The organism is Ulvibacterium sp., from assembly GCF_965228935.1.
GTDB lineage: Bacteria > Bacteroidota > Bacteroidia > Flavobacteriales > Flavobacteriaceae > Ulvibacterium.
Map to the genome: position 1 here is coordinate 2,493,911 of NZ_OZ245846.1, position 18,386 is coordinate 2,512,296.

The window sequence follows — 18,386 nt, forward strand, 5'->3', positions numbered from 1 at the left end:
GCAAATCCTCATTTTTTAAATGCCCAATAACAGACTCGACCCTGATTTTGTCCCTCCCGAGTACTTGGGATTAGGATGGGCTATGGCAATCGTTGGGCTTCAATACTTTTTATTCCGTCGGGATCGGTAATTTGTGTTGCCTTAAAAATGATAGTTTATCCCAATATCCCCTTTGAAATTTAATTTTCCCGTCCTCAATTTGAAAGAACCCACAGCCACGTAGTCCCAAAGGGTCTTTCCATTCCAAAATTCCCCAATCGTTATCCTCAAAAATGTTCTCAATTATGCAAGTCATGTCCACTTGGTTAAACTCATTTTCAAACATTTCCCGGATTGCAGCTTTTCCAACAAACGGTTGATCGGTCACTTGATGATTAATAGCGTTGTCATGATAAAATTCCGAAATCCTTTCAGCGTTACCTTCGTTAAAAGTTTCCACCCAATTTTTGATTACGTCTTTTGGTCTCATTTTTATTAGTTCTTTTTTTGGTACGAAGCAGAACGGTCTCGACTGTAATTTCGCCCCTCCCGAGTACTCGGGATCAGGATAAATTATAGCCCTTGGTGCCTGCTATCCTTGAATCCCTTTTTTAGTTCATAAATTGATGAACAATGAATGGTTAAGCTTTTTCCATTGTCTTTTGAAAACCAAACCCACAAATCAATTCCTGGAGCATAGTAAAAATCGGAGTCTAACCTGAAGAGATTAATGGATTTATCATTTATATCAATTTTAAGGGTGCCGTTATCGTTGTTAACACGAGCAATTCGGTTTTCGTTCAAATAATAGCTACCTGCTATTTCCTTATTCTTAAGTTCCAACGGCTGTGGATGTTCCCAATCAGGGATACTACCATCATTTAAGTAATGATTTATATTTCTTACCATCATAGGTCTAAGCCAATGCGCCATTTTAGTATTGGTCAAATGGACGATCGACCTTTTTCTGTCAATGTCAAAATAGACCATGGTGTAAAATCCTTTCCAATCCCCTGTAAAATGATATCTTCTTTGATTGTCCAGATTATACCAATGAAGAACATTGAATTCACTTAATGGACTTTTTGTTTTTAGGGCCATTGTAAATTTGTGACTTTGATATAGAGAGTTTGCTAGGAAAGATCTACTCCACTTTGATAAGTCCTCGGCTGAAAAAAACAAATTGCAATCGCCATAGAATGCTTCGAAATCTTCAGAATCATAGGTTTGTAAAGTACCTCCTTCCTTTGTATAACCCAATGCGCGATTTTTTGATAAGTCCTTTGATCGAGCAGGCCTAAGAAACCAATCTTCCAGGCCAAGGGGCCCGGCAATTTTTCTTTTAATGAATTCCTCATAGGAAACTTCACTAATGCTCTCAATTATAATGGCAAGAAGACGGTGATTAAATCCATTGTACATAAACTGACTCCCCGGTGCGAATTCTAATTTTGGTTTAGTATTGATTAGAAAATCCAGAAATGTTCTGTTCGTTATGGGAATACCTTTTTCCGCCCCATCAAAAACATAATCGTCCGATACAATTCCAGAGGTTTGTTCCAATAAGTGACGAATTGTTATGGATCGATATGGAAAATCCTGAATGAAAACATGTATAGGGGTATTTAAATCGATTTCATTGGAATCAGCCAACATTAGCATGGCTAAGGCAGTGAAAGTTTTAGTAATTGAACCGGTGTCCATGGATGTGTCGGTTTCAAACGGAATTTGCCGTTCAAAGTCCGCATAGCCAAATCCTTTTGACAGTAAAACACTATCATTTTCAGTAACTATGATTGCTCCATTGAAGAGACCCTGTTCATTGAGTTTTTGAACATGTTGCTCCAGATCGACACTTTCTTTATTCCTCTGACAGGAAATTGACAACAGAAAAATTAAGAGATATATACAATCTTTCATTTCTAATAGTTGTGGTCAACACCTTGGCTATTAATTCCCGCCCCTGCCCGTTCCGTTCGGACGGGTCGTTCTCGCCTCCGACAAACCGCCTACCGGCGGCGAAAGAAAGGCGCCCAAGAAATCGTTGGATTTTCACCTGCTTCCTGCCAGACTTGGCCGTAATAAATCCGGCCGTTGATAGTTTCTAGGTTTCAAGTTAACCAATTGTCGCTTATCAAGCAGGTAAATTATAGCCCTTGTTGAAGTAGGTTAATCCATGGTTTAACTAGAGCTTAGTAAAGACATCTTAATTTAGAAATTTAATAGAATAATCTTCATACCAGAATTCCGCCCTTAGGTAGCGCTTTTTTCCAAATTTATTACATCTGTAGCTTTTTCTCCTTCCCGGAAAGATCAGCCCTTCTTTCTTAACGACGGAGAGATTTTCTATTAAAGCATATGTTGGTTCGTGATAAACCATAGAACTTAAAAAGGCACCATTATTTTTGTCGAAATGATACCACCACTCGTCTTTAGTAGAATGATTTGAGTGCTTCTTTGGTTCATAGGTGGCTCTAACGGCGTGTACGGTGTCAATAGCGTTAAGGGATTTTAGCCCTTCATAGGTAAGGACCGTACCTTTATCCAAAAGTTTGAAAGGCATTCCTACAACATACAATGAGCTGTTCACTGCAGATTTTACGGTATCGCCCTGCTCGATAAGGCTATCATTTTTGAATTTTTGGGAAATGGAATCATTATGTATAATTAAAAAGCTATCCTTATCAACGATCCATGCTATTTTTATGCTTTTATTAGGTCTTAATACATAGTGGTGCCGTTGCGTTGTTTCCGACTCAATTTGGCCATTCTCTAAAAGTAACCTTGCCGTTTTCGTATATTTCAAGGAAGCTATCCCTTTCCATTTTTCTAGTGTCCCGGCCGAATCTATTGCGTTTTCCACTATTTGTAAAGCCGTAGTTTTTTTTGAAGTATCATCAATTTTTTCCTTTTCTTTTGAAAATTTACAAGAGATGGAAATGCAAGCGGAGATACAGATGATTAGCAGGGGTTGCCTAGTATTTTTTGTGAAAAACAAAACCAAGGATAGTACCGGGTAAGAAATTCTATTTTTCATAACGAATTAATCCTGAATTGGAATCAATGATACCTTAATGTACGCTAACGTTTGGCTAAGCTGCATTTCAATGCAGTTTGGCCTTTGTTGGCCACGGTTTTCTTTATACATAATTTGTGAATCCTTGTATTTCCTTAGTTTCATTGCTGTGCCTCGATTTTTGTTTTGAAGGCATACAAGGCAAATGAGCCTAGCCAATGTTGTCCTGCATAATCTCCATCCGTGATTTTGGAAAGGGAATACTCCAAATGTTCGTTGGCCAAATTATAGGCATTAATATTGTCCTTCAAGGGGTAGAGACACCAAGCCCTTGAGAAATTCACGCCATCCAAATGAACCAGATGACCATCGGAACGATCTTTTACTTGCCCAGGAGGTAACGATAATTTTTGATCGAATAAAGCAGGTAAAAAGGCTTTGGACCAGGTTTTAAATTCTTCCTCGGAGAGCACTTTGCGCATAATGTCAATTTCCTGCAAACAAGGGGAGAGAAAATCATGTCCGCTGGGTTCCCAATCAATCGGGCAATCTTTGTCATTGCTATAGAATCGAATCGCGGCTTTCTTTATTGCGTTGGCCAAATCGTTGTTTCCAACGGTTTGTGCATAGTCATAGGCAAAACTAATCCCAAAGGCGGTATTGGTGTGCGTACCTACGCGAATAGGGTACACTAATTTTGGAAGATACTCCATGTAGGCGTTTGAAATATAAGCTGTTAACGGTTTTAGGTTATGGTACCACTTTTGGGCCAAGGGATTGTCCCAAGTGAACAGCTCCTCTTGAAGTTTGAGTAACCAAGCCCAGCCATATAATCTTTCGAAAGACTTACTTTCCCGATTCAATGAAAAATAGGCCACTTCTTTCTCGATATTTTGGGCGGTAAGATTTTCATCAAGCATCCGGATCGCTTCGTCTTTTTTGGCCAAGTCCGGGAAGGTTTTTAACAAATAGACCAATGACCAATGGCCATGTACCGCGGAATGCCAGTCAAAGCAGCCGTAGAAAGCGGGATGGTGATCTACAGGCATGGCCAAATCACTTTCCTTGGCGACTACCAATCCCGATTTGTAGGGAAGTGGATTTTGAATACAGCCAAGCGGTAATTCCGTAAGCCGGTTGGCCTCTTTGATGTCCAATTCTATTGTTTTGGTGTTCTTGGTTGGTGGTGTTGAAGCGGTTTCTTTTTTTATTTCAACCACACATGAACCTAATAAAATACCTATGCTAATAAAAAAGGGAAATCTATGCTTCATTGTTTTGTAGGTCGATTGTTTTTAAAGATTATATTTTTCCTTACTATTATTTAATCCTTTATCCGTTTTTCCTATCAGAGCGTAATGAACCGGTGGCTAAAGGTCTCGGTATGATTCCTGCCTCCCGATAGCAATCGCGGTAATTAAAGTTAGCAAGAAAACCGCAACCTGCCCGCCTACCTGCCAAGGGCATCGATACTTTTAGGTCATATCTGGAATTTATCTTTGGTTGAGTTCCATTTTTGGAGTGAATTAATCGTCCAACACTTTTACCCTCCAACCCTTGATAAGCAGCCAAAACATAAATAGTAACTCACCAAAAAAGGTAACCATAATATAGTCCATTTTAAGCATGGGAAAAAAGAAAGCCCTTAAGGTATCCAATAAATAGCCTGTCCCGGCTATAATTAAAAGAATTCCAAAAACTTTGGGTATATAAGAGGCCTCATACACCAAAACGCCCAGCAAAATCAGGTACATGCCAAAAAAGACGAAAGCAAAACTCCATTGAAGATGGAAGTTTTTTACACAAAGTAAAACTTCGGAATGAAGTACGCTGTCAAATGCAGTGAGATAATCTAATTTTTGGGTCAGGTTTAGCACACTTACCAGATTTAATAACGCTGCCAAAGTGATTACTGAAAATACAATACGGAAAAGACCAGTTAGCAGGGAAAGATTTTTATTTACTGGCTTCAGAAATAGGTATAAGGACCATGCCACCAACACATCGCAAATCAAGGTAATCAGATGAAGAAATATTCCTAAAGTAAATAATGATCCATTTTCTGTTATGTTGTTGAAAGTAATCTTGGCATTTCCATAATCCACAAGTTTGGGAAAAATAACGAATTCCGCTATCGGCACGGTAAGCACCATGATAAGAATTCCAATTCCCGAGATTAATCCTGCTTTTTGAACTTCACTTTTCATAATTCAGATCTTTTGCGCACTTTCCTATGGTAAAGACGAAAAAATAGTCAAAATAGTTGCCAGAACCCTTTGAAAATTATGAATTCCTTAAATTATTGCCAATGGTCCAATTACAGTTTCTTTACGGAAAGGTACACGGTATCTTTCCGCCGTACTGAACTATAGCCGCTGCGGCTAATAGTTTTTTAGAATTTTGATTCAATATACTTTTTAAGATTTTCCTTATTCTGCTGTTTTTTGAGTTTTTCCATATCCGAATTCCTACCAAGTCCAGATTTATTCTTCTCATAAAATTCAATTGCATTCTCAGCTCCTGCTACGGCACATGCTACTTTATTTTTCGAATAATTATTTTCTAAACTATACTTGGTCCAACCACTCATAAAAGACATTAAGCAATCGGCACAATCCAAGGGTACGATTCCAGAAACCAATTCTATTGAAACAGTCGGACTTCCACTCATCCATTTCATTAAAAAGGCATTGATTTCTTTTCGTTTTTTGGGATATTCAGAAATTGGTGTTTCTAACAACCAATCAGTAGAATTCAGAACCAATTGTTCCGTTTTTTGGTAATCGTCAGCATTTTCAAGTTTTAAATCATTCGGGATTTCAACTTGTTGGGATAGTAAGCTTGTACTTACCAATTGGAAAAAAATAAGAACTTTAATGGTATGCATTGTTTTTCTTTTTTAATTCTATAAAATCGTTTTCAATTTGTTTTAATATCCCATCAACTTCAGTCGTTTTAATTTTCGCCAGTTGTCCATATATCAGTGTAGCACTTGTAGGGACAATCAGATTATCGCCCTTTGGCATTGCTTTTCCCATACCTGTCATGTATGCAGGTACATACTTAATGTCAGGCCGTTGTGAAAGAACAAGTCCTATGCCCGGTTTTAATGGCTGTTCCTTTTCTGGTTCCCCTCTTGTTCCCTCGGGAAAAAGTATCAAAGAAGAACCATTTTCCAAAGCTCTTACCATTTTATTGATAGGGTCATTATCCGGATTTTCTTTATCCCGTTTTCTTGGAATTAGCAATGAATTGATAAAAAAATTACTGAATTTCTCTTGAAGTTTTGTCTTGCCAAAGTGATCTTGGGCAGCTACCGGTTTTATTTTGTGAATTAATTGTCTTGGCACAGAAGCCATTAAGCTCATAGTGTCCAAATGACTATTGTGGTTTGCAACGATAATAAACTGTTCCTCATTTAGCAGAAACTTTGAATCACCAAATTTTACTCCAACGATTAATTTTAGAAAACCACGAATGAAAATGCTATATATTAATTGAAGTATCAACTTTTGCATTTAGTAAGCGATATAGTAAACAAGATGAAAAAAAGTCGGTGCTGTGTAAGCTAATGAATCTATACGGTCTAACACTCCACCATGTCCAGGAATTATTGAGCTAGTGTCTTTTACACCAATGTCTCGCTTTATAGATGACATTACGATGTCTCCAATGAAACCAGCAAGAGCAACCATGAAACTGACAAATAATACCTGATAAGTATTAAGTGGTGTTAGGAAAGCAAGTAAGAAACCAATTCCAGTTGTACAAATTAATCCACCGATTAAACCTTCCCAAGTTTTGTTTGGACTTACTTTGGGAATGACCTTGTATTTTCCAAACAGCTTACCCCAGGTGAATTGCATAACATCATTTATTTCAGTCAGGAAAACCAGAAACAATAATAATCCCCTACCTCCTGCATTAAAACCTTCGATGTCGGGTAGTGAAAGCAAATAAGCCATGTGGCTTAGTCCGAAAACGGTGAGCATAAGTGTCCATTGAAGTAAAGACATGGATTTGGTAATGCCCGATGTGTCTCCTTTTAGAACAAGTCGAAGTGGAAGTAGAAGAAACATTACCACTGGAATGAAGATGATGAATGCTCCGTACCAACCAATATATGCTAAGTAGTATTGAACTGGAATAGAAACAAAAGCCCAAAAAATTGCCCTTCTGTCAGATTGTCTAAACCCAAGTAATGAATATAGCTCACGGAAGGCAACGAATGATAAAAACGCTATTGCGATATAAGATATGTTGGTGTTAAAAATAGTCGCTCCGATAAAGATTGATGCCATAACCCACCATGATTTTGTCCGAGCTTTTAATTCTTGCAGCTTGGCATTGGGATTTATCTTACCAATAACATAAAACAAGAGTGATGCAAAAGTCAAAATTCCGAAAATCAAGGCTACTACAATGAGTAGGTCGTTGTTGTCAAGAAACTTTAAGTGGAATATATCTTTCATGCTGCTTTCAACGCTTTGTTAATCCGTATGGCTGTGCTAATAGTAAGCAATAAAATAATTGCTGAGAAAATCCATACGGAATAGGCCTTAAAGTCAATAGCTAAAAGCGAAAGGATGCCGTAAAGCCCCATAGCAAAAGCTCTGTCGCTTTTTCCCATTGGCCCATCGTATCTGCGTTCTCCTGAAATTATTTTTCCAAGAAGTCCGGCAAACTCATTGATAATGCTTAAGCTTATAAAAGCCACAATTACATAAGTGATGTGTCTTTCAAAGAATAGTAAAGGGAAGAAGATAAAAAGGTCAGAAATGATATCACCAAGTTCATTTAACAGTTCACCTTTTTTAGTCTGTTGATTGTAAGTTCTTGCCATCATACCGTCAAGGGCATTCAATGCCATTCTAATTAACAATCCAATGGGTAGAGCGAGGAATAGTAGTGTGTATGTTTCTGCATACCAAAAAGCAATGCCAATAAGTAACGACAAAATGATAGAAGACCATGTTATCTGGTTTGCAGTCACTCCCATTTTATGAAGTATTTTCAGAATTGGTGTTAGGAGTTTCTGAAAAGCAGGTTTTATTTTATATATCGATATCATTTTTCAAATTCTGACTAACGGTTAAATTTAGTACAATTTTCCTATACGAAATTTGATGCGTTAGCTTAAGAAATTGACAGAGTTTCTTTATATGGGGAATTACCGTCAATGGTTTCGTATAACCGTCAGTTACGGGTTAATATGCGTTAATTTTCGGTTTGGCACTGACTTTAGCAATTCCGACCGCGCCCGAACGTGCTGTTCGGTACGGGCGGGGTGGATTCTAGCCTGTGCTGAGCTTGTCAAAGCATAGTCGAATCCGCCGACCGAGCAAAGCGACCGATGACCGATGAACACCAAAAATTAAATAGTATACCGTGAATAAATTGCGGTTATACTTTGTTACCTGCTGGCTTTTTTTTATTTTATTCTATTATTTCAGGGTCTTTCTCCTCGTTGGGTTTTATGCTCAATTTAATTCCGATAATTATTATTTGAATAACTCCAATTATCCAATAAGTAGGAAATCTTAAAAATGTATAGGCTACAGTAAAACTATCCATCCATTCCCCAACCATTTGCAATTCAATTATCATCGAAATAAATGGAAGAAAAAAGCCGAACATTAGTCCGCCTAAAATGCAACCTGCTTTTTTCTCAATATTCGTCTTCCAATATTTTATATTGAGGATGATTAAAATTCCAATAACCGCATAGTCAAAATAACCTATTAGCATTTATTACTCTATTCTTATTTCAACGATTTTGTTTTTTAAATCAATCTCAATCCATTCGGCCTGAGATTCTGAATTAGGAATACATTCTGTCAAATCCATTCCTTTTGCATATTTACTTAATGCTTTTTTCCCAAAATGAACGATCGCTTTGAATTCAGTTTGTCCAGTTTTTCCAATCCAAGCTTTTGTTTCTATTTTCCGTTTATCATTCACGTATTTTTTAGTCAACTGGTTTTCACTTGTTGACCAAGAAACTCCGTCGCACCAAAATCCTTTTAATTTAGGGTCATTTGATTTTTCGAATTCGTGACAAATTCGATATTCTAGTTGATTACAGAATTCCTCGTTAAATGGCGTTTTGATATTTTCTTCGGCGTTTTTCATTTCAGCTTGCAGGTAACGTTCCGCCTAAAAAGCGTAGAAACGGTTTGGTTGGTTAGGTCTATGATTTTTAGCCATTGTTGGCAGCCGTATTTTTTATTTTTTCTAACGTCTCAATTGCCGCTCGATTGACAACTTCCCATTCCTTTGTTTTCACAAAGTCATCAATGTATGGTAAATTGTTCGTCATCTTGTCACTTATATGGTTGAACGTTTTGTCAAAGTCAGCAAGTATTTCTCTTTCTTTTTTATCAAACGCCATTTTGAATTGAGTCGATTCGGGATGATAGAAGTCATCTGCCCATTGACAGAACAGTTCAGCTGAAACCTGGGTAATCGGGACATTTTTTTGATATTCTAATTGCTCTTCTTTCGAAGACCACAAGTCCAAAATACTCATGACGTTTTGCCTTATTCTTTTAGCTAATTCTTTATCGTCTATTTCTATCATTTTTATATGGCTGCCAACGGTTCGGCTATGATTTCGCCCGGTAGAGGTGAAATCGAACCTTTTGTTTTCTTTTATTCTAAAGTAGGAATTTATTTTAACGGAGAAGTAAGGCAGGGATGAATTATAGCCAATGTTGGGCATAGTTTTTTATTTCAGAGATAAATTCATTTCGAATCATTTTATTTAAATTCGATTTGTAATGATTGGTTGTCAATCTGAAGTAACCTGTTTCTTTATCATAATCTACATAGAATTGAATCATTGGGGAACGAAAATCGTCAATATGATTTGAATACTTTCGTAAAATTTCAGAACGTGAGTATTTTGTTGCCTTAACATCAATATTAAATTTCCTATTTTTTTCCTTATGAATAGCTATAAAATCGATTCCTCTATCTGATGGCGAGTAATTTTCGGCTACATCAAATAGTCCTGAATTCAGTAAAAAGACTTTTACAATTTGCTCAGAACGCCATCCCTGAAATTGTTTTTCGTTTCTCATAAATCAAATATTGATGCAGTATTATTCTTGTTATTAAAAGTGTTTGTTCCATTCCAAAAGTTCTCAACTTCGTCTCGCAATTGGACAAGGTTATTTTCGTCCAATAAATTGTCTGTTGGCATGCTCGAAAGTCCATTGGAATAAGTTCCTCTTATCGCTGATATATATGCTTTGGACTTAAATGGATTACTTTCAATATAATCAATACCTATTAAGTAGCTTGGACCATTAAAATTGGCTAATTTGTTCAATTTACTTTTTGGAATTTTTACTTTTAATTTCTTCTCTCTTGCAGTATACCCAAGGACAGTTGATTTAACTTGTATAAAACAATAATTTTTTGGTGAGTTAGTCCCAATAATTTCCGCATAAATATCTATTGAAGGCCATTTTCCAGCTATTAGGACGGTTCTGAATAAATAACCTTGATGCGTTTTTCGAGAAAGAAAAACTGTCGCCAAATATTCACTTAATTCGCCATCATTCATTGAATTTAGGATTTCGTTTAAATTATGCCCAACGTAGGAGTATAGATCATTACTAATCTATATATCTTTTATATGTGGAACTAAGATAAGAGATCTTGGATCCCTTTGAACTAGGTTCTTGCCATGTGGGTATGGATTTCGGCCGTCTAGGCGCGATTAAGGATACACCGTGTTGTGTGCGGCATTTTATTGGTCAATCATTTTCCTTAAGACTACAATTTGTCCTAGATGATAATAGGAGTGTTCGATCATGCCTTCAATATTTCTTCGGAAATCGCCGTAATCCTTCTTTACAAATTCCGAATTAAGTCTTTCTTCCGTCATCTGTTCAATATGATTTGCAAACTTTTCTGCATTTAAAAAAAGATCGGCTTTAAGGGCGTTCCATTCTTGTTCCGAATTTATTTTGGGGAGGTCAAAGCTAAATTTATCCCGAATTTCCAATTCACCCCCTTCAAGAACGTTCAATACCCCGGAAATATAATAGTTTAGGTGAAATGTCAGTTTGGCTATGGTATTCAGGTTGGCGATCTGGGTCACGGCTTGTTCCAGGGTAACATCACCCAGTTGGTCTTGCACGTTTGTATTTGCAATCCATTTTCCATTCAGGATTACCTCCCTGAATCGATTTGCAAGCTGAATTGAAGACTTCATTTGGTTTTTGGAAAAATGTCGGCCGATTTTAAGGCCCTCGTAAAGATAATCGATAGCCGGATTTTCGAGGAGAAAATCCGGCTATAATTAATTCATGCACTTTGATGCGCCCTAAATTATTTTTTCGTGTATTGTGCAATATCGACCGTCCGGCTTGCTTCGTTACTGTTTTTAACGGCATTGAGCATATCATTGAGCACCGATTTTTCATAAAACCGCCCATTGACCATAACCGAGTTTATGCTCCGGGTGTTGGCGATGTCCATTAGGGGATTCTCCTCCAGTATAACCAAGTTGGCCTTGGCCCCCTCCTTGAGTATACCGGTATTCTTACCGAGCCATTCCCCGGGTAATCTTGTAACGGATTGCAATACCTCGGTTGGGGACATGCCCGCCTCCCTTAAACTCGCTAATTCGTCGTGCAGCGAAAAGCCGGGTACGGCACAAGGCACATTGGCATCGGTTCCTGCCAGTATTTTTACGCCCTCGTCATTTAGGTTTCGTAACGTAATCCTACATGCCTCGGCATAAGTGGCCCAAAAGATTTTTATCCGTTCCAGCTCGGAGGGCGTAAGGGTTTCGGCATCTAAAATTCGATACCGATTCACGGTGGGTAACCATCCCAGGCCGGGTATATTCTCGTCCCACTCACTTAAACCGGGGTTTACATAGACGAGTTCCACTTCGCTTAATATCTGGTCTATATTGAATTTTTGTTGTACAAAGCTCTCCATAAGCCAAAGGGTGGTGGTTACGACGATATCCTTTTCGGCCAACCTTGGCGCTAATTCCTTGGTCTTTTTGTCCACAATGCCTAGAAAATCATCGGCATCCGTTTGGTTCTTTATGCCATCAAATCCCCCATTGTCCCACAGTATCGGTTTCATGAGTTCCTCTAAGTGGGCTACCTCCTCTTGGTTGGACATTAAAAAGCCCTCATGTCCGACACCATAGGGAATATGCCCTATAACATCCAGGCCGTTTTTTGGAGCGAGCTCATTTAAGGAGGTATAACCGTCCGTATTTAATAGAGTATAAATTTTGATGCCGTCATAGCCTTTTTCTACCGTTTTTTCGATAAGCCGTTTTGCCTCCTCTTCATTGCTGACCGATTCAAATCCTTGGGTCCAATTCATAAACCAGCCCTTAACTCTTCCAAAACTTGCTATTCTTGGGGAGGCAATGTACATGTCCGGCCCGATCCGTTTCCCTTGCCCGATCTCCTGTCTCCATTGTAAATGAACTTCATCACCCATCATTTCCCGAATCTCCGTAACCCCATTGGCGATATACAGCAGTAGGTCGTTAGGGCTCTTTAGCAAGTGCACATGGGAGTCAATAAGGCCGGGAATCAAGAATTTATCCGTGCCGTCGATGATTTTTGCATCTGGGGGATTGTCAATAATCGAGTCGATGGACGCAATGGTACCCTCTTTAATCAATACCGATTGATGGGGTATAAACCGTTTCCCATCTTCGGATAGGACGCTGATATTTTTGATCAGTACAGGATGTGCATCAAGAAGGAATTTATCCGCGGCAACTTTCTCCGTAAGATCTCCATATATCATTTGTATTTTGCGTTCCGAAAAATACCAAAGGAATACGAATCCTAGGGTAAGCAACAGAAGAATATATTTCCCTATTTTTTTCCTTTTCATACCGTGCATTTTTAAGTACGTAAGACGATAATGCGAAGATGATTTTTTAAGTTGGCCAAAACCTGACACCTTTGTGACAAAATCATTTTTTGGCAATTCTTTTTCTAATCCTACTCAAGGACTGCCTTTCAATTCCCAGGAAAGAAGACAAATGGGTCAAGCTTACGCGATTCATCAATTCCGGATGTTCCTTAATGAATTTCAAATACCTTTCCTCTGCAGTAAGAAATAGAAAGCCCTCAATACGATCGTTGAGGATCGTGAGGGTCTGTTCGGCCATCAATCTACCGTATAACTGCCCGTTCGTAAATTTCTCGTAGCTTAACTGAATAATGGTATAGGGTACACCAATGATTACACAAGGTTCGATACATTGCAGAAAGTATTTGGTCGGCCTTTGTTGTATAAAGGCCGGATAATCTGTAAGGTATTCGTTCTCCTTGGCAAAACCGGTTGTTATTTGATTGCCTTTCTCATTGATGTAGTATCGGCGAACCAAACCTTTGGAAATGAATCCCATTGCCTTTTGTACCTCTCCCCGTTTTAGGAAAAAGTCCCCTTTGCCATATGACTTGATTTTAAGGCCAGGCTTAATGGAATCGATTTCCTGCGGGGTTGAATGATCCAAATTTTTTAGGTAGGAAGTAAGGTAGCTTTCATAATTCTTCTTCATCATGTGTGTATTGTACGTGTGATGACTTAGGTCGTTATTTCTATGCAATCGTACAAATTACAGGCAAAAGTTGTATTGCGCCTAGGGTATATCACTGGCTATTTTGCTTGATTTCGTGTATTACTTTGGTACTCACCCAATAAATATCCTGATTACTGGTATAAAATAGATATTTTCCGTCCTTGGTCACAAAGGGACAATATTCATAATTTTTGGTGTTTATCGCCTTACCCATATTTACGGCCTTTGTCCAAGTACCATCTTCGTCCTTAAAGCTTATATACAAATCACCCCGGCCAAAACCATTATTTCGTGTGGAACAGAAAATGATGTAGGACTCGTCCGGTGAAACAAACACATCCGCTTCATAATCGGCCGTATTGATCTTATCGTTTAATACAACCGGTTTTTGATAGGTGCCGTTTACATTCCTGGAATAATAGATATCGTAGTCCGTTTTAATCGGATTGTGGCCGTTTGATGAAAAATACATAGAACCGTCCTTGGTAAAGGAAATATAGTATTCGTTTCCTTTTGTGTTGATATTAGTGCCGGCATTAATGGGTTCCGACCATCCTTGCTTCTCTTTTTCAGCGTACCAGATATCGACGTCCTTTGGTTCCCCCACGCCGTCCAAGGCCCTTTTGGAAATAAAGTACAATCTGTTTTCATCATTGGAAAGAAAGGGGTCGTTATAACCATATTGGGTATGCGAGAAAATGGTTTCAGGTTTGCTCCATTGATCTTTTGTCATTTTGGAATACCGAATCTCACTTTTCCCGTTTACATCCACCCCAAAGTAAAATTCAGTACCCTGGGCATTAAAAATAGAGCCAAATTCGGATTCTTCGGTCGAGATAAAATTTGGGGCAAATAATTTGGGGATATGCCCCGGAGGTTTTTGTCCCATATATTCACCCTTCATATTAAAATTACGGACTTGGCTTTCATCGGCACCCAGGAACAGGAGCAATTCATAGATTTCCTTGGCATCGACTCGTTTTGCTATTTCCAATGGGGTACTTCCCCGTTCATTCTTGGTATTGCTACTAACACCTAATTTCACTAATTTTTCAACAAACCCTGTACTTTTATTCAACAAGGCACTTTCCAAGAGTGCCGTTCCATAGTTTTCGACCCAGGAATTATCTATCTGCATTTTTTGAAGCCGATCAAAGGAGTATTCATCATTAAAGTTAACTGCCACGGTCATAGGCGTCCGTTTTTCATTATCCTCCAGGTTAATCTCGATTCCCCTTTCGATTAAAAAGTCAAAAACCTCTTTTTTTTGGCAACCTATGGCCCAGTGTAATAGTGACCTGCCCCTGTCATCCCGTAGGTTGATATCTTGCTGGGTAAGCAGAGAATCCAACTTGTCTAGGTCTCCTCGGCACGCTGTCCAGAATATATTTTGGGCCGTAGCGGTAAAACCGGTCAGTAAGAGCGTTAGGAGTATTATATTTTTAGAGTTCATTTTTTAAATAGCTGTTATAATTTCCATTGCGATTCCCAGTATTACGTAACACCAGGTTGGGAAACCATTCTGACGGACAGTATCCCCTTGGACAATCCGGTCATCAGTAAGATTGTTCCCAAGAGAAATCAGTCGGCTACTGCTTAATTTTAAGGTTGGTGCTAAACATGCTATACCACCCCAATTTACACTTTTATCCTATGTCATGGGTCGTTGTCGGGAAGTTTGGGGGTTAAGGTCACTTTCCAACCTCGTTAAGGAGCCCCTTTAGAACTAGCAATAAAAAAATAGGACTATAATAAACAGTCCTATTTACTTAAAAGAGTCTAAAAGTTTAATAGATATTCGGCCGAGTATGGATTATGTTTTCCAATTGGCCTCCATAGGTCACGGCCTGGGTTGCTTTTAGAAAGTCGTGGGGGAATCCCATTTCAATGGCGCTTTCCCCTTGAAGTAGGGCCATGTCCCCAGGATTCAGTTCAAAGTCGATGCTCTTTAAATTGGATTCAATATGACGTAGTTTGGTACCTCCAAGTATAGGAATCAGTCCTTGTTGTTTTACAAAACTGATGGCCACCGTTGCCGGGCTTACCTCATTTTTTTTGGCGATTTCTATCACCTTGGCGGCTATGCCCAAGTTTCGCTCCGAGAGCGCGGCAAATTCGGATACATCCAACCTCCGGTTCCCCTTCTCATCATCCGTATTGTACTTTCCGGTCAAGATTCCAGAGGACAGGGGAGACCAGGCCAGGGTGGTCATCCCTTCATCTTTTGCCATGGGCAACAATTCGCGTTCCCCGGTACGCTGTATCAAACTGTATTCGATTTGGGAAGCCTCGAATGGGGTCAATCCATTTTGTCGCGCATACATATTGGCCTTGCTGATAACCCAGGCCGGAGCGTCCGAAATTCCCAAGTACAATACCTTACCTTGTCGTATCATATCGTCCAGGGATCGCATAACCTCTTCCACCGGCGACATAAAGTCCCAGGAGTGAAGCCAAAAGATATCGATATATTCCGTATCCAAACGTCTAAGGCTTCTATGTAAGGACTGCATCATGCTTTTTCTGCTGTTGCCGGCCCTATTGGGGTCTGTTCCCGGCATGGCATCCGTATACTTGGTGCCCAATACAATGGAATCCCGCTCACTTTTAATAAACTCGCCTACAAATTTCTCGCTGGTTCCCCCAGTGTATATTTCGTTGGCAGTATCGATAAAGTTTCCACCCGCCTTTATAAAGGCATCGTACATCTGTTGACTGGTTGCCTTGTCCGCGCCCCAGCCCGCCTCGGTGCCGAAGGTCATGGTTCCCAAGGCGATTTCCGATACGCGCAATCCTGTATTTCCTAATAATCTATAGTTCATCTTTTTTAGTTTTTAAGGTTACCCATTTTTATTGTAAATAATTTACCACTTCGGTCATGGCGGCTTGCACCGCATCTTCCTCAAAGTAAAGTTGTTGTTGGTTGTATTCGTTCAGCCATTTAATGTCCTTTTCGCCTTTGATCAATGCATAGAACTCCTTGGTTCCCTGGGGTACGGCACCACTCTCACTATGTACGATGAACACCGGTTGTGCAATGTCCTTGCCTACGGAGATACCGTCAAAGGTCAACCAAGGTTCCCAACTGCTTACCGCAAAACGGTTATCGTATTTTGGTCCGGCGGCCTTGGCGGGGCTCAAGTAGTAATCAAAGACACCCTGTGGAACGTACATGGCGCTTAATGGATCCAGTTCGCTGGCAGCCAGCACATATTCCATTGTACCGGTTTCCGCGTATTTCCGCTTTGCCTTTTTGGAAGCTTCCAGTAGACCTTCGGTGCCCCCGGGACGCATGTCGTAGATACTTTTTGCTATGGCAGGGTTGTGCAACCAGGGGGCTACCAGAACCAATTTTTTAATACGCGTATCTTGGGCGGTGGCATGGGCCATATATCCGGAACTGGCACAGACACCAAGGGCGGATAGTTCGTCCATAGCAATATTGGGATGTGTCTCCAAGTAATCCACGGCCGCTTTGATATCCGCTATTTTTAGACGGTAGTCCTCGACTTGTCTGGGCTGCCCCTCACTTTCTCCAAACCCGGTGAAATCAAAGGTCATAGTAATAAAACCATCCTTGGCCATTACACTGGCATATTCGTCGGGCATCTGCTCCTTAATGCTTGTCCAACTTCCGGTAACGATGGCCGCTGGATACTTTTGGGCGGCATCAAAGTTAGGGGGTAGGAATAGGTGTCCTTTCAGGTTTGCACCATTACTATTAAAGGTAATTTCTTTCAAGCTTACCCCGCTGTCCGTAGCGGCGCCCGCTTGATGTACCGAATAATGTGCAGGCTCTAATCCGGGCCATCCATTGAGGAGAACATTGGGATTAAAGTATTCCACAAAGTTCTCGATTTTATCATCTTTCAGGGTGAATATCCCTATGTAGCTATTATTGTAGGGTTTGCCTTCGTTGGTGGTGATCGTACCCTGGTACTTGGCTATGTATACATCGGGATTTTGAGTGGTGAAATACTCGATCTCATAGGACTGCTCATAACCCATTACGCCGGTATACTGATTTTTGATGGCGGCCATTCCCTTGAGTTGTTTTGGAAAATTCCCGGGGGCAAAGGGCATGATCTGTGTGGCATCGGTCATAAAGGAAGATAGGACATTTTCCAATTTACGGGCTTCAAGCGCTTCAAAGAAGTTTTGGATTGCAGCTGTCTTCTGGGAATCTGTCTTGGCAAAGGCAATGCTGTTCCCTTCCTGAACGTGCTGAATGGCCAATTGCGGTAAGGAGGTATCACCGGCCTGATCATAAAGCGAAGCATCGATACGTGCCAATTTCCATTCCCCATTTTCCTTGATGTATTCGGTATCATAGCCCACAAAAACGGTCCAATCCCTGTTTTCCAAATAATGTGTTGCAATACCATCAAAGGTGGCCGTGGCCCGATTTCCTGCGATCCAAATCGCAAAATTGTGTATCTGGTGTACGGTTCTGTCAAAACCGGGCAATACCTGTTGCCATCCGTAAACGATGGTTTCCGGAGTTTTAAATCCGGCGTCGCCGCCCAAAGAGGTATAATCCACGTATACGGAATCCGTCATAGTGGATTTTACGGTTTCCCAATCCCTTTGGTCCGTGGCACTAAAAAGACGTTCCGCTACGGTTTGGATGTTTGTCCTTTCGGTTGCCATTTCCATTTGTTGTGTCTCGGAGGTATTCATAACTTTTTCATTTTGATTTTTACTTTTTTGATTGCCGTTCGTGCAGGCCGATAATCCGACTATCATTCCTGCGAGTATCCATGTTTTCATAGTATTTCTTATTTTTTAATTTGATATCACAAAGCTATGGGC

Annotated in this window: 20 protein-coding genes; all 20 read right to left on the reverse strand. The window is 39.9% G+C overall.

All coding sequences use genetic code 11. The annotated features are described in order from the left end of the window. Positions 1-109 precede the first annotated feature (109 nt). Entirely contained in the window at positions 110-469 is a 360-nt protein-coding gene (locus tag ACO06Y_RS10345) for a nuclear transport factor 2 family protein (protein ID WP_422083754.1), read from the reverse strand. Between the two features lie 83 nt (positions 470-552). After that, on the reverse strand, positions 553-1,899 hold the full coding sequence (locus ACO06Y_RS10350; protein WP_422083755.1) for a serine hydrolase domain-containing protein: 1,347 nt from the start codon (positions 1,897-1,899) through the stop codon (positions 553-555). Positions 1,900-2,185: 286 nt separating this feature from the next. Then, positions 2,186-2,842 (reverse strand): hypothetical protein, encoded by a 657-nt coding sequence (locus tag ACO06Y_RS10355; RefSeq protein ID WP_422083756.1) that lies wholly within the window; start codon positions 2,840-2,842, stop codon positions 2,186-2,188. A 314-nt stretch (positions 2,843-3,156) separates the two neighbouring features. Beyond that, the gene (locus ACO06Y_RS10360) at positions 3,157-4,269 is read right to left on the reverse strand and encodes a DUF2891 domain-containing protein (RefSeq protein WP_422083757.1); all 1,113 of its coding nucleotides are present in this window, start codon (positions 4,267-4,269) and stop codon (positions 3,157-3,159) included. 252 nt (positions 4,270-4,521) lie between these two features. After that, positions 4,522-5,202 carry a DUF4386 domain-containing protein gene (locus tag ACO06Y_RS10365; protein WP_422083758.1) on the reverse strand — a complete coding sequence of 227 codons (681 nt, stop codon included), beginning with the start codon at positions 5,200-5,202 and terminating at the stop codon, positions 4,522-4,524. 185 nt (positions 5,203-5,387) lie between these two features. Further along, positions 5,388-5,882, reverse strand: coding sequence for a hypothetical protein (locus ACO06Y_RS10370; protein ID WP_422083759.1), 495 nt, complete (start codon positions 5,880-5,882; stop codon positions 5,388-5,390). After that, positions 5,869-6,513, reverse strand: coding sequence for a lysophospholipid acyltransferase family protein (locus ACO06Y_RS10375; protein WP_422083760.1), 645 nt, complete (start codon positions 6,511-6,513; stop codon positions 5,869-5,871). Before ACO06Y_RS10375 ends, ACO06Y_RS10370 begins: the two co-directional genes overlap by 14 nt. Next, the gene (locus ACO06Y_RS10380) at positions 6,514-7,467 is read right to left on the reverse strand and encodes a phosphatidate cytidylyltransferase (RefSeq protein WP_422083761.1); all 954 of its coding nucleotides are present in this window, start codon (positions 7,465-7,467) and stop codon (positions 6,514-6,516) included. Beyond that, positions 7,464-8,066 carry a CDP-alcohol phosphatidyltransferase family protein gene (locus ACO06Y_RS10385; RefSeq protein WP_422083762.1) on the reverse strand — a complete coding sequence of 201 codons (603 nt, stop codon included), beginning with the start codon at positions 8,064-8,066 and terminating at the stop codon, positions 7,464-7,466. Before ACO06Y_RS10385 ends, ACO06Y_RS10380 begins: the two co-directional genes overlap by 4 nt. Before the next feature lie 365 nt (positions 8,067-8,431). Beyond that, entirely contained in the window at positions 8,432-8,743 is a 312-nt protein-coding gene (locus ACO06Y_RS10390; protein WP_422083763.1) for a hypothetical protein, read from the reverse strand. A 3-nt stretch (positions 8,744-8,746) separates the two neighbouring features. Further along, positions 8,747-9,127 (reverse strand): hypothetical protein, encoded by a 381-nt coding sequence (locus ACO06Y_RS10395; RefSeq protein ID WP_422083764.1) that lies wholly within the window; start codon positions 9,125-9,127, stop codon positions 8,747-8,749. Between the two features lie 67 nt (positions 9,128-9,194). After that, positions 9,195-9,716 (reverse strand): hypothetical protein, encoded by a 522-nt coding sequence (locus ACO06Y_RS10400; RefSeq protein ID WP_422083765.1) that lies wholly within the window; start codon positions 9,714-9,716, stop codon positions 9,195-9,197. Next, complete coding sequence (locus tag ACO06Y_RS10405; protein WP_422083766.1) at positions 9,697-10,077, reverse strand: hypothetical protein; 381 nt, start codon at positions 10,075-10,077, stop codon at positions 9,697-9,699. The genes ACO06Y_RS10400 and ACO06Y_RS10405 overlap by 20 nt, the downstream gene beginning before the upstream one ends. Then, positions 10,074-10,565: a hypothetical protein gene (locus tag ACO06Y_RS10410; protein WP_422083767.1), complete on the reverse strand. Its 492-nt coding sequence runs from the start codon at positions 10,563-10,565 to the stop codon at positions 10,074-10,076. The genes ACO06Y_RS10405 and ACO06Y_RS10410 overlap by 4 nt, the downstream gene beginning before the upstream one ends. A 186-nt stretch (positions 10,566-10,751) precedes the next feature. Beyond that, positions 10,752-11,219 (reverse strand): DinB family protein, encoded by a 468-nt coding sequence (locus ACO06Y_RS10415; protein WP_422083768.1) that lies wholly within the window; start codon positions 11,217-11,219, stop codon positions 10,752-10,754. 116 nt (positions 11,220-11,335) lie between these two features. Further along, entirely contained in the window at positions 11,336-12,880 is a 1,545-nt protein-coding gene (locus tag ACO06Y_RS10420; protein WP_422083769.1) for an amidohydrolase family protein, read from the reverse strand. A gap of 82 nt (positions 12,881-12,962) precedes the next feature. Beyond that, the gene (locus ACO06Y_RS10425) at positions 12,963-13,556 is read right to left on the reverse strand and encodes a Crp/Fnr family transcriptional regulator (protein WP_422083770.1); all 594 of its coding nucleotides are present in this window, start codon (positions 13,554-13,556) and stop codon (positions 12,963-12,965) included. Positions 13,557-13,644: 88 nt separating this feature from the next. Continuing rightward, entirely contained in the window at positions 13,645-15,027 is a 1,383-nt protein-coding gene (locus tag ACO06Y_RS10430) for an ankyrin repeat domain-containing protein (RefSeq protein ID WP_422083771.1), read from the reverse strand. Positions 15,028-15,361: 334 nt separating this feature from the next. Next, on the reverse strand, positions 15,362-16,396 hold the full coding sequence (locus ACO06Y_RS10435) for an aldo/keto reductase (protein ID WP_422083772.1): 1,035 nt from the start codon (positions 16,394-16,396) through the stop codon (positions 15,362-15,364). Between the two features lie 28 nt (positions 16,397-16,424). Beyond that, positions 16,425-18,344 (reverse strand): nuclear transport factor 2 family protein, encoded by a 1,920-nt coding sequence (locus tag ACO06Y_RS10440; protein ID WP_422083773.1) that lies wholly within the window; start codon positions 18,342-18,344, stop codon positions 16,425-16,427. Positions 18,345-18,386 lie beyond the last annotated feature (42 nt).